This window comes from Streptomyces sp. SCL15-4 (assembly GCF_033366695.1).
Classification (GTDB): domain Bacteria; phylum Actinomycetota; class Actinomycetes; order Streptomycetales; family Streptomycetaceae; genus Streptomyces.
The window spans coordinates 6,806,801-6,818,460 of the sequence record NZ_JAOBTQ010000001.1; the positions used below are offsets into that span (position 1 = coordinate 6,806,801).

Sequence of the window (11,660 nt, forward strand, 5' to 3'; positions counted from 1 at the left end):
GTCCACACCGACGCTTCCGTGGCAGCGGAGGCCGATTAGGCCAAGGGGGTGACAGAAGGCCGTCGGGCGACCTGCTACGGTGGATGGCGCAATTCCGACGTCCTTTAAGGTCCGTCCCGTGAGGCGGAGAAGGAGGTCCGTTTCGTATGGACACGCACGACACTTCCGTGCACCCGCAAGCGTCCGATGCCCGGCCCGTGCTCGAAGGCCCTGACATCGCGCGGGTGCTGACCCGTATCGCCCACGAGATCGTCGAGCGCGCCAAGGGCGCCGACGACGTGGTGCTCCTCGGCATCCCGACCCGGGGCGTCTTCCTCGCCCGGCGGCTCGCCGCCAAGCTGGCGCAGATCACCGACCGCGCGATCCCGGTCGGCTCTCTCGACATCACCATGTACCGCGACGACCTGCGCATGCACCCGCCGCGTGCGCTGGCCCGCACCGAGATCCCCGGTGACGGCATCGACGGCAAGCTGGTCGTCCTGGTGGACGACGTGCTCTTCTCCGGCCGCACCATCCGCGCCGCCCTGGACGCCCTGAACGACATCGGGCGTCCCCGCGCGGTGCAGCTCGCGGTCCTGGTCGACCGGGGTCACCGCGAACTGCCGATCCGCGCCGACTACGTCGGCAAGAACCTCCCCACGTCGCTGCGGGAGACGGTCAAGGTCCAGCTCGCCGAGGAGGACGGTCGCGACACCGTGCTGCTCGGTGCGAAGCCGGAACCTCAGTAGCACGTCAGGCGCACGGCCGCCCCGGCGTGCCTCCGCACGCGCCTGCCTGCCCGAAATCTCCCGAATGAACTGCCTTACGGAGCCTGTCAGATGCAGCGCCATCTCATCTCGGCCGCCGACCTCACCCGCGACGACGCAGTCCTGATCCTCGACACCGCCGAGGAGATGGCCCGGGTCGCCGACCGGCCGATCAAGAAGCTGCCGACCCTGCGCGGCCGGACGGTCGTCAACCTCTTCTTCGAGGACTCCACGCGGACGCGTATCTCCTTCGAGGCCGCCGAGAAACGGCTCTCCGCGGACGTCATCAACTTCTCCGCCAAGGGCTCCTCGGTGTCCAAGGGCGAGTCCCTGAAGGACACCGCCCAGACCCTGGAGGCCATGGGCGTCGACGCCGTGGTCATCCGGCACGGCGCCTCCGGGGCCCCGTACCGGCTCGCCAACTCCGGCTGGATCGACGCGGCCGTCATCAACGCCGGCGACGGCACCCACCAGCACCCCACCCAGGCCCTGCTGGACGCCTTCACCCTGCGCCGCCGGCTGGTCGGCCGCGACGCCGGTCTCGGCCAGGACCTGTCCGGCAAGCGGATCACCGTCGTCGGCGACGTCCTGCACAGCCGGGTCGCCCGTTCCAACGTCGACCTGCTGCACACGCTCGGCGCCGAGGTCACCCTGGTCGCCCCGCCCACCCTGGTACCGGTCGGCGTCGAGTCCTGGCCGTGCGCGGTCTCCTACGACCTCGACAGCACGCTGCCCAAGAGCGACGCGGTGATGATGCTCCGTGTCCAGCGCGAGCGCATGAACGCGGCCTTCTTCCCGACCGAGCGCGAGTACTCCCGGCGCTACGGCCTCGACGGCGACCGCATGGCCAGGCTGCCCGAACACGCCATCGTGATGCACCCCGGCCCGATGGTCCGCGGCATGGAGATCACCGCCGAGGTCGCCGACTCCGGCCGCTGCACCGCCGTCGAACAGGTCGCCAACGGCGTCTCCATCCGGATGGCCGTCCTCTATCTGCTGCTCGGTGGCAACGAGCCCGCCGTCACCCACTCCCGTACCGAGGAGAAGTAAGACCATGAGCAAGATCCTGATCCGTGGTGCGAAGGTGCTCGGCGGCGCGCCGCAGGACGTGCTGATCGACGGCGAGACCATCGCCGAGGTGGGCACGGGCCTCGCCGCCGAGGGCGCCGAGGTGGTCGAGGCCGGCGGCAAGGTGCTGCTGCCGGGCCTGGTCGACCTGCACACCCACCTGCGCGAGCCGGGCCGCGAGGACTCCGAGACCGTGCTGACCGGCACCCGCGCCGCGGCGAGCGGCGGCTACACCGCCGTGTTCGCCATGGCCAACACCTTCCCGGTCGCCGACACCGCAGGCGTCGTCGAGCAGGTCTGGCGGCTCGGCCGCGAGCACGGCTACTGCGACGTCCAGCCCATCGGCGCCGTCACCGTCGGCCTGGAGGGCAGGAAGCTCGCCGAGCTGGGCGCCATGCACGAGTCGGCCGCCGGGGTCACCGTCTTCTCCGACGACGGCAAGTGCGTGGACGACGCGGTGATCATGCGCCGCGCGCTGGAGTACGTGAAGGCCTTCGGCGGCGTCGTCGCCCAGCACGCCCAGGAGCCGCGGCTGACCGAGGGCGCCCAGATGAACGAGGGCGTCGTCTCCGCCGAGCTGGGCTTGGGCGGCTGGCCGGCCGTCGCCGAGGAGTCGATCATCGCCCGGGACGTGCTGCTCGCCGAGCACGTCGGCTCCCGCGTCCACATCTGCCACCTGTCGACCGCCGGCAGTGTCGAGATCGTCCGCTGGGCCAAGTCCCGCGGCATCCGGGTCACCGCCGAGGTCACCCCGCACCACCTGCTCCTCACCGACGAGCTGGTGCGCACCTACAACCCCGTCTACAAGGTGAACCCGCCGCTGCGCACCGAGCGCGACGTCATGGCCCTGCGCGAGGCGCTCGCCGACGGCACGATCGACATCGTCGCCACCGACCACGCCCCGCACCCGCACGAGGACAAGGACTGCGAGTGGGCCGCCGCCGCCATGGGCATGGTGGGCCTGGAGACCGCGTTGTCGGTGGTCCAGGAGACGATGGTCGACACGGGCCTGCTGGACTGGGCCGGCGTGGCCGACCGCATGTCCGTCACGCCCGCCCGGATCGGCCAGGCCACCGGCCACGGCCGCCCCGTCTCGGCTGGTGAGCCCGCCAACCTCACCCTCGTCGACACGGCATACCGTGGCGAGGTGGACCCCGCGGGCTTCGCCTCGCGCAGCCGCAACACTCCCTACGAGGGCCGTGAGCTGCCGGGCCGTGTGACGCACACGTGGCTGCGGGGCAAGGCCACGCTCGTCGACGGGAAGCTCACGTGACACCTGTAATCCTGCTGGCCGAGGCGAAGAAGTCGGCCGAGGTCACCGACTGGGGGGCCCGGATCGGCTGGCTCGTCGGCCTGGCCCTGTTCATCGCGCTGGTCTACTGGCTGATGCGCGAGGGCTGGAAGTGGCGCGGCACCCTCCAGGCGGGCCTGCCCCCGCTGCCCGCCGCGCCCGAGGACCCCGGCCCGGCCAGACTGGGCATGAGCGGCCGCTACCACGGCTCCACCACCGCCGGGCAGTGGCTGGACCGCATCGTGGCGCACGGCCTGGGCACCCGCAGCCGGGCCGAGCTGACCCTGACCGACGCGGGCCTGGAGGTCGAGCGCCCCGGCGCCACCGACTTCTTCGTCCCCCGGGCCGCCCTGCGCGGCGCCCGCCTGGACAAGGGCATCGCCGGCAAGGTCCTCACCGAGGGCGGACTGCTGGTGGTGACCTGGCAGCACGGCGACAAACTGATCGACTCCGGTTTCCGCTCGGACCGCTCGGCCGAGCACGCCGAGTGGGCCGACACCCTGAACAAGATGACCAACGACACGGAAGGCGCACGATGACGACCTCCACCAGGGGAGCCGCCAGGGTTCCCGCCGTACTCGTCCTGGAGGACGGCCGCACCTTCCGCGGCCGCGCCTACGGGGCCGTGGGGGAGACCTTCGGCGAGGCCGTGTTCTCCACCGGCATGACCGGCTACCAGGAAACCCTCACCGACCCGTCGTACGACCGCCAGATCGTCGTCGCGACCGCCCCGCAGATCGGCAACACCGGCTGGAACGACGAGGACGACGAGTCGGGCCGCATCTGGGTCTCCGGCTACGTCGTGCGCGACCCCGCGCGCGTGCCGTCCAACTGGCGGGCCAAGCGCTCCCTGGACGACGAGCTGGAGCGCCAGGGCGTGGTCGGCATCTCCGGCATCGACACCCGCGCCCTCACCCGCCACCTGCGCGAGCGCGGCTCGATGCGGGCCGGCATCTTCTCCGGCGAGGCCCTCGCCCCCGAGGCGGAGCTGCTGGCCCGCGTGCAGGCCCAGCCGCAGATGAAGGGCGCGAGCCTGTACGAGGAGGTCGCGACCAAGGAGGCGTACGTCGTCCCGGCCGTCGGCGAGAAGCGCTTCACCGTCGCCGCCATCGACCTCGGCATCAAGGGCATGACCCCGCAGCGGATGGCCGAGCGCGGCATCGAGGTGCACGTCCTGCCCGCCACCGCCACCGCCGACGACGTCTACGCCGTCGGCCCGGACGGCGTGTTCTTCTCCAACGGCCCCGGCGACCCGGCGACCGCCGACGGCCCGGTCGCGCTGATGACGGCCGTCCTGGAGCGCCGGACGCCCCTGTTCGGCATCTGCTTCGGCAACCAGATCCTCGGCCGCGCCCTCGGCTTCGGCACCTACAAGCTGAAGTACGGCCACCGCGGCATCAACCAGCCGGTCCAGGACCGTACGACCGGCAAGGTCGAGGTCACCGCGCACAACCACGGCTTCGCCGTGGACGCGCCGCTCGACAAGGTCAGCGAGACGAAGTTCGGCCGCGCCGAGGTCTCGCACGTCTGCCTGAACGACAACGTCGTGGAGGGGCTCCAGCTGCTCGACCAGCCCGCCTTCTCCGTCCAGTACCACCCCGAAGCGGCAGCCGGACCGCACGACGCCGCCTACCTGTTCGACCGCTTCGTTTCCCTGATGGAGGGCCAGCGTGCCTAAGCGCACCGATATCCAGTCCGTCCTGGTCATCGGCTCCGGCCCGATCGTCATCGGCCAGGCCGCCGAGTTCGACTACTCCGGCACCCAGGCGTGCCGCGTGCTCAAGGCCGAGGGCCTGCGCGTGATCCTGGTCAACTCCAACCCGGCGACGATCATGACCGACCCGGAGATCGCCGACGCCACCTACGTCGAGCCGATCACCCCCGAGTTCGTCGAGAAGATCATCGCCAAGGAGCGCCCGGACGCCCTGCTGCCCACCCTGGGCGGCCAGACGGCCCTGAACACCGCCATCTCCCTGCACGACAACGGCGTCCTCGCCAAGTACGGCGTGGAGCTGATCGGCGCCAAGCCCGAGGCGATCCACAAGGGCGAGGACCGCGACCTGTTCAAGGAGGTCGTGGAGGAGGTCCGCAAGAAGATCGGGCACGGCGAGTCCGCCCGCTCGGTCATCTGCCACTCCATGGACGACGTCCTCAAGGGCGTCGAGACCCTCGGCGGCTACCCGGTCGTCGTCCGCCCGTCCTTCACCATGGGCGGCGCCGGCTCCGGCTTCGCGCACAACGAGGAGGAGCTGCGCCGCATCGCCGGTCAGGGCCTCACGCTCTCCCCGACCACCGAGGTACTCCTGGAGGAGTCCATCCTCGGCTGGAAGGAGTACGAGCTGGAGCTGATGCGCGACAAGAACGACAACGTCGTGGTCGTCTGCTCCATCGAGAACTTCGACCCGATGGGCGTGCACACCGGCGACTCCATCACCGTCGCGCCCTCGATGACGCTGACCGACCGCGAGTACCAGGTGCTGCGTGACATCGGCATCGCCGTGATCCGCGAGGTCGGCGTCGACACCGGTGGCTGCAACATCCAGTTCGCGGTCAACCCCGAGGACGGCCGCGTGATCGTCATCGAGATGAACCCGCGCGTGTCGCGTTCCTCGGCGCTCGCCTCCAAGGCCACCGGCTTCCCGATCGCGAAGATCGCCGCCAAGCTGGCCGTCGGCTACACCCTGGACGAGATCCCGAACGACATCACCGCCGAGACCCCGGCCTCCTTCGAGCCGACCCTCGACTACGTCGTCGTCAAGGCCCCGCGGTTCGCCTTCGAGAAGTTCCCGCAGGCCGACTCCACGCTGACCACCACCATGAAGTCGGTCGGCGAGGCCATGGCCATCGGCCGCAACTTCCCCGAGGCCTTTCAGAAGGCGCTGCGCTCCCTGGAGAAGAAGGGCAGCCAGTTCACCTTCGTCGGCGACCCGGGCGACAAGGACACCCTGCTGCGCGAGGCCGTGCGGCCCACCGACGGCCGGATCAACACCGTCATGCAGGCCATCCGCGCCGGCGCCACGCCCGAGGAGGTCTTCGAGTACACGAAGATCGACCCCTGGTTCGTGGACCAGCTCTTCCTCATCAAGGAGATCGCCGACGAGCTGGCCGAGGCTCCCGAGCTGACCGCCGACGTGCTCGCCGAGGCCAAGCGGCACGGCTTCTCCGACCAGCAGATCGGCGAGATCCGCGGCCTGCGCGAGGACGTCGTCCGCGAGGTCCGGCACGCCCTCGGCATCCGCCCGGTCTACAAGACGGTCGACACCTGCGCCGCCGAGTTCGCCGCCAGGACGCCGTACTTCTACTCGGCCTACGACGAGGAGAGCGAGGTCGCCCCCCGGCAGAAGCCGGCCGTCATCATCCTCGGCTCCGGCCCCAACCGCATCGGCCAGGGCATCGAGTTCGACTACTCCTGCGTCCACGCCTCCTTCGCGCTGGCCGACGCCGGATACGAGACGGTGATGGTCAACTGCAACCCGGAGACCGTCTCCACGGACTACGACACCTCCGACCGCCTGTACTTCGAGCCGCTGACGCTGGAGGACGTGCTGGAGATCGTCCACGCCGAGCAGCAGGCCGGCCCGGTCGCGGGCGTCATCGTCCAGCTCGGCGGCCAGACCCCGCTGGGCCTGTCGCAGGCGCTGAAGGACAACGGCGTGCCGATCGTGGGCACCTCCCCGGAGGCCATCCACGCGGCCGAGGACCGCGGCGCCTTCGGCCGCGTCCTCGCCGAGGCGGGTCTGCCGGCGCCCAAGCACGGCACGGCCACCACCTTCTCGGAGGCCAAGGCCATCGCCGACGAGATCGGCTACCCGGTCCTGGTCCGGCCGTCGTACGTGCTCGGCGGGCGCGGCATGGAGATCGTCTACGACGAGACCCGCCTCGCCTCCTACATCGCCGAGTCGACCGAGATCAGCCCCTCCCGGCCGGTCCTCGTCGACCGCTTCCTGGACGACGCCATCGAGATCGACGTCGACGCGCTCTACGACGGCGAGGAGCTGTACCTCGGCGGTGTGATGGAGCACATCGAGGAGGCCGGCATCCACTCCGGCGACTCGGCGTGCGCCCTGCCCCCGATCACCCTGGGCGGCTTCGACATCAAGCGGCTGCGCGCCTCCACCGAGGCCATCGCCAAGGGCGTCGGCGTGCGCGGCCTGATCAACATCCAGTTCGCGATGGCCGGCGACATCCTCTACGTCCTGGAGGCCAACCCGCGCGCCTCCCGCACGGTGCCCTTCACCTCCAAGGCGACCGCGGTGCCGCTCGCCAAGGCCGCCGCCCGCATCTCGCTGGGCGCGACCATCGCCGAGCTGCGCGCCGAGGGCCTGCTGCCGAAGGACGGCGACGGCGGCGAGCTGCCGCTGGACGCGCCGATCTCCGTCAAGGAGGCCGTCCTGCCGTGGTCGCGCTTCCGCGACTTCCAGGGCCGCGGCGTGGACACCGTGCTCGGCCCGGAGATGCGCTCCACGGGCGAGGTCATGGGCATCGACTCCGTCTTCGGCACGGCGTACGCCAAGTCGCAGGCGGGCGCGTACGGCCCGCTGCCCACCAAGGGCCGCGCGTTCATCTCGGTCGCCAACCGCGACAAGCGCTCGATGATCTTCCCGGCGCGCGAGCTGGTCGCCCACGGCTTCGAGCTGCTCGCCACCTCCGGCACCGCCGAGGTCCTCAAGCGCAACGGCATCAACGCCACGGTCGTGCGCAAGCAGTCCGAGGGCACCGGCCCGAACGGCGAGCGGACCATCGTCCAGCTCATCCACGACGGCGAGGTCGACCTCATCGTCAACACGCCGTACGGCACCGGCGGCCGCCTCGACGGCTACGACATCCGTACGGCCGCGGTGGCCCGCTCCGTGCCCTGCCTGACCACCGTCCAGGCCCTCGCGGCGGCCGTCCAGGGCATCGACGCCCTCAACCACGGAGACGTGGGCGTCCGCTCGCTCCAGGAACACGCCGAACGCCTGACCGCGGCCCGCGACTAGCAGCCCCGAGGGGGACACCGGAAACGGTGTCCCCCTCTTCACGAGGACACCATGTACAAGATCTTTTTCAGGTTGGTCTTCCGGCGCATGGACCCGGAGCAGGCCCACCACCTGGCCTTCCGCTGGATCCGCCTGGCCGCCCGCATCCCCGTGCTGCGCACCTTCGCCGCCGCCGTTCTCGCGCCCCGCCACAAGGAGCTGCGCACGGAGGCGTTCGGGCTGCGGATGCACGGCCCGTTCGGGCTGGCCGCCGGCTTCGACAAGAACGCCGTCGCCGTCGACGGGATGTCGATGCTGGGCTTCGACCACGTCGAGATCGGCACGGTGACGGGGGAGCCGCAGCCCGGCAACCCCAGGAAGCGGCTGTTCCGGCTCGTCGCCGACCGCGCGCTGATCAACCGCATGGGCTTCAACAACGACGGCTCGCTGACCGTGGCCGCCCGCCTGGCCACGCGTGAGCCCGTCTTCAGGACCGTCGTCGGCGTCAACATCGGCAAGACCAAGGCCGTCCCCGAGGCGGAGGCCGTCGCCGACTACGTGAAGTCGGCCGAGCGCCTCGCGCCGTACGCGGACTACCTCGTCGTCAACGTCTCCTCGCCCAACACCCCCGGCCTGCGCGACCTCCAGGCGGTGGACCACCTGCGCCCGCTGCTCACCGCGGTGCGCGAGGCCGCCGACCGCACGGTCCCCGGCCGACGCGTCCCGCTGCTGGTGAAGATCGCTCCCGACCTCGCCGACGAGGACGTCGACGCGGTCGCCGACCTCGCCGTGGAACTGGGCCTGGACGGCATCATCGCCACCAACACCACCATCGCCCGCGAGGGCCTGGGCCTGCGCTCCGCGCCCGCGCTGGTGCGGGAGACCGGCGGCCTGTCCGGGGCCCCGCTCAAGGCGCGCTCCCTGGAGGTCCTGCGCCGCCTGTACGCGCGCGTGGGCGACCGGATCACCCTGGTGGGCGTAGGCGGCATCGAGACCGCCGAGGACGCCTGGCAGCGCATCCTGGCCGGTGCCACGCTGGTCCAGGGCTACAGCGCCTTCATCTACGAGGGCCCCTTCTGGTGCCGCTCGATCCACAAGGGCCTCGCCGCGCGCCTGCGCACCAGCCCGTACGCCACCCTCGCCGACGCGGTCGGCGCCGACGTGAGGAAGCCCGCATGACCCACCCGGAGCCCTTCGGCGCCCGGCTGCGCCGCGCCATGGACGAGCGCGGCCCGCTGTGCGTCGGCATCGACCCGCACGCCTCCCTGCTCGCCGAGTGGGGCCTGGCCGACGACATCGCCGGCCTGGAGCGGTTCAGCCGCACGGTCGTCGAGGCCATGGCCGACCGGGTGGCCGTGCTGAAGCCGCAGAGCGCCTTCTTCGAGCGGTTCGGCTCGCGCGGCCTCGCCGTGCTGGAGAAGTCGGTCCAGGAGGCGCGCGCGGCCGGCGCGCTGGTCGTGATGGACGCCAAGCGCGGCGACATCGGCTCCACCATGGCCGCCTACGCCGAGGCGTTCCTGCACCCGGACGCCCCGCTGTTCTCCGACGCCCTGACCGTCTCGCCGTACCTCGGCTACGGCTCGCTCTCCCCGGCCGTCGCGCTGGCCCGGGAGAGCGGCGCCGGCCTGTTCGTGCTGGCGCTGACCTCGAATCCGGAGGGCGGCGAGGTGCAGCACGCGGTGCGCGCCGACGGCCGCACCGTCGGCGCGACGATGCTGGCCCACCTGGCGGCCGAGAACGCGGGGGAGGAGCCGCTGGGCTCCTTCGGCGCGGTCGTCGGCGCCACGCTCGGCGACCTGTCCTCCTACGACCTGGACACGGGCGGCCCGCTCCTCGCTCCCGGCATCGGCGCGCAGGGCGCGACCCCGGCCGACCTCCCGCGGGTCTTCGGGGCGGCCGTCCGCAATGTCGTGCCCAACGTCAGCCGGGGTGTGCTGCGGCACGGCCCCGACGCCGGCGCGCTGCGCGGCGCGGCCGAGCGGTTCGCGGCCGAGATCGCGGAGGCCGTCGCCGCGGGCTGAGCCGCGGGCGCGGTGCCCGGCTGAGCGGGATCACGCCGACTTGAGTGTGAATACATCCTCAAATCGAGGGCAATATGTCCAAAATGCCAGACCTGACGGAGGCTGACCAGGACTTTTCCGCTGTTCTCGCTGACTCTGGCGGACTTGCCCGCTAGTCTCCGAGGCAGTGGGGACACCTCCCGTGCCCCTCAAGGCAGTGGGGGAGGTCGGGCAGCGTGTTGCTCGTAGGTCCCCAGGTGTGGGGCGACTAGGTTCCTCACCGGTCCGTATCCGACAGTTCGACATCCGAGGTGACGTAGGCGTGGCTCTTCCGCCCCTTACCCCTGAACAGCGCGCAGCCGCGCTCGAAAAGGCCGCCGCGGCTCGCCGGGAGCGGGCCGAGGTCAAGAATCGACTCAAGCACTCCGGCGCCTCCCTGCACGAGGTCATCAAGCAGGGCCAGGAAAACGACGTCATCGGCAAGATGAAGGTCTCCGCGCTGCTGGAGTCCCTGCCGGGCGTGGGCAAGGTCCGCGCCAAGCAGATCATGGAGCGTCTGGGCATCTCCGAGAGCCGCCGCGTGCGCGGTCTCGGTTCGAACCAGATCGCCTCCCTGGAGCGTGAGTTCGGCAGCACCGGCTCCTGAGTCCGCCTCCCGGGCGGACCGGGAGTCCCGGGCACCCCGGGATTGCTGGAATAATCGCTGCATGAGTGAACGTCCGCGGCTGACCGTGCTCTCCGGCCCCTCGGGGGTCGGCAAGAGCACGGTCGTCGCCCATATGCGCAAGGAACACCCCGACGTCTGGCTCTCGGTGTCGGCGACCACCCGCAAGCCGCGGCCCGGCGAGCAGCACGGAGTCCACTACTTCTTCGTCACCGACGAGGAGATGGACAAGCTGATCGCCAACGGCGAGCTGCTGGAGTGGGCCGAGTTCGCCGGCAACCGCTACGGCACGCCCCGCGCGGCCGTGGCGGAACGGCTGGAGAACGGCGAGCCCGTTCTGCTGGAGATCGACCTCCAGGGCGCCCGGCAGGTCCGGGAGTCCCTGTCCGACGCCCAGCTGGTGTTCCTGGCTCCGCCCTCCTGGGAGGAGCTGGTGCGCAGGCTGACCGGCCGGGGGACCGAGTCGCCCGAGGTCATCGAGCGTCGCCTCCAGGCGGCGCGGACCGAGCTGGCGGCCGAGCCGGAGTTCGATGTGACCTTGGTCAACACCTCCGTCGAGGACGTGGCCCGCGAGCTGCTAGCCTTGATGGACGTTGTGTGATCGTGACTGTGATCACGATGTCTGATTCTTTTCCATCCATCGGAAGGTAGAGCGTGTCCTCTTCCATCACCGCGCCCGAGGGCATCATCAACCCGCCGATCGACGAGCTCCTCGAGGCGACCGACTCGAAGTACAGCCTCGTGATCTACGCGGCCAAGCGTGCGCGTCAGATCAACGCGTACTACTCGCAGCTCGGTGAAGGCCTCCTTGAGTACGTCGGTCCGCTCGTCGACACCCACGTGCACGAGAAGCCGCTCTCGATCGCTCTGCGCGAGATCAACGCGGGTCTGCTGACCTCCGAGGCCGTCGACGGCCCGGCGCAGTAGTACTTT

General features: G+C 70.9%; 11 protein-coding genes. All 11 read left to right on the forward strand.

Annotated features, from left to right (window positions below; all coding sequences use genetic code 11):
• The first annotated feature begins 146 nt into the window (after window positions 1-146).
• Window positions 147-728, forward strand: a complete 582-nt coding sequence (gene pyrR, locus SCK26_RS30600) for a bifunctional pyr operon transcriptional regulator/uracil phosphoribosyltransferase PyrR (RefSeq protein ID WP_318204571.1) — start codon at window positions 147-149, stop codon at window positions 726-728.
• A 90-nt stretch (window positions 729-818) separates the two neighbouring features.
• Window positions 819-1,796, forward strand: a complete 978-nt coding sequence (locus SCK26_RS30605; RefSeq protein ID WP_318204572.1) for an aspartate carbamoyltransferase catalytic subunit — start codon at window positions 819-821, stop codon at window positions 1,794-1,796.
• Window positions 1,797-1,800: 4 nt separating this feature from the next.
• On the forward strand, window positions 1,801-3,087 hold the full coding sequence (locus SCK26_RS30610; protein WP_318204573.1) for a dihydroorotase: 1,287 nt from the start codon (window positions 1,801-1,803) through the stop codon (window positions 3,085-3,087).
• Window positions 3,084-3,644, forward strand: coding sequence for a hypothetical protein (locus SCK26_RS30615; RefSeq protein WP_318204574.1), 561 nt, complete (start codon window positions 3,084-3,086; stop codon window positions 3,642-3,644). The genes SCK26_RS30610 and SCK26_RS30615 overlap by 4 nt, the downstream gene beginning before the upstream one ends.
• The gene (carA, locus tag SCK26_RS30620) at window positions 3,641-4,783 is read left to right on the forward strand and encodes a glutamine-hydrolyzing carbamoyl-phosphate synthase small subunit (protein WP_318204575.1); all 1,143 of its coding nucleotides are present in this window, start codon (window positions 3,641-3,643) and stop codon (window positions 4,781-4,783) included. Before SCK26_RS30615 ends, carA begins: the two co-directional genes overlap by 4 nt.
• On the forward strand, window positions 4,776-8,084 hold the full coding sequence (gene carB / locus SCK26_RS30625; protein WP_318204576.1) for a carbamoyl-phosphate synthase large subunit: 3,309 nt from the start codon (window positions 4,776-4,778) through the stop codon (window positions 8,082-8,084). The genes carA and carB overlap by 8 nt, the downstream gene beginning before the upstream one ends.
• A 51-nt stretch (window positions 8,085-8,135) precedes the next feature.
• Window positions 8,136-9,242 carry a quinone-dependent dihydroorotate dehydrogenase gene (locus SCK26_RS30630; protein ID WP_318204577.1) on the forward strand — a complete coding sequence of 369 codons (1,107 nt, stop codon included), beginning with the start codon at window positions 8,136-8,138 and terminating at the stop codon, window positions 9,240-9,242.
• Entirely contained in the window at window positions 9,239-10,084 is an 846-nt protein-coding gene (gene pyrF, locus SCK26_RS30635; RefSeq protein WP_318204578.1) for an orotidine-5'-phosphate decarboxylase, read from the forward strand. Before SCK26_RS30630 ends, pyrF begins: the two co-directional genes overlap by 4 nt.
• A 301-nt stretch (window positions 10,085-10,385) precedes the next feature.
• Window positions 10,386-10,709, forward strand: a complete 324-nt coding sequence (locus tag SCK26_RS30640) for an integration host factor (protein WP_003977346.1) — start codon at window positions 10,386-10,388, stop codon at window positions 10,707-10,709.
• Window positions 10,710-10,770: 61 nt separating this feature from the next.
• Window positions 10,771-11,328 carry a guanylate kinase gene (gene gmk / locus SCK26_RS30645; protein WP_318204579.1) on the forward strand — a complete coding sequence of 186 codons (558 nt, stop codon included), beginning with the start codon at window positions 10,771-10,773 and terminating at the stop codon, window positions 11,326-11,328.
• Window positions 11,329-11,381: 53 nt separating this feature from the next.
• A complete protein-coding gene (gene rpoZ, locus SCK26_RS30650) occupies window positions 11,382-11,654 on the forward strand; it encodes a DNA-directed RNA polymerase subunit omega (RefSeq protein ID WP_030620214.1) in 273 nt (90 codons plus the stop codon).
• The last annotated feature ends 6 nt before the right edge of the window (window positions 11,655-11,660 follow it).

What these genes read in the sequence shown, in the direction of transcription:
- carA (WP_318204575.1), top strand. Translation starts at nt 3,641, where the DNA reads ATGACGACCTCCACCAGGGGAGCCGCCAGGGTTCCCGCCGTACTCGTC.
- SCK26_RS30605 (WP_318204572.1), top strand. Translation starts at nt 819, where the DNA reads ATGCAGCGCCATCTCATCTCGGCCGCCGACCTCACCCGCGACGACGCA.
- pyrF (WP_318204578.1), top strand. Translation starts at nt 9,239, where the DNA reads ATGACCCACCCGGAGCCCTTCGGCGCCCGGCTGCGCCGCGCCATGGAC.
- SCK26_RS30610 (WP_318204573.1), top strand. Translation starts at nt 1,801, where the DNA reads ATGAGCAAGATCCTGATCCGTGGTGCGAAGGTGCTCGGCGGCGCGCCG.
- gmk (WP_318204579.1), top strand. Translation starts at nt 10,771, where the DNA reads ATGAGTGAACGTCCGCGGCTGACCGTGCTCTCCGGCCCCTCGGGGGTC.
- pyrR (WP_318204571.1), top strand. Translation starts at nt 147, where the DNA reads ATGGACACGCACGACACTTCCGTGCACCCGCAAGCGTCCGATGCCCGG.
- SCK26_RS30630 (WP_318204577.1), top strand. Translation starts at nt 8,136, where the DNA reads ATGTACAAGATCTTTTTCAGGTTGGTCTTCCGGCGCATGGACCCGGAG.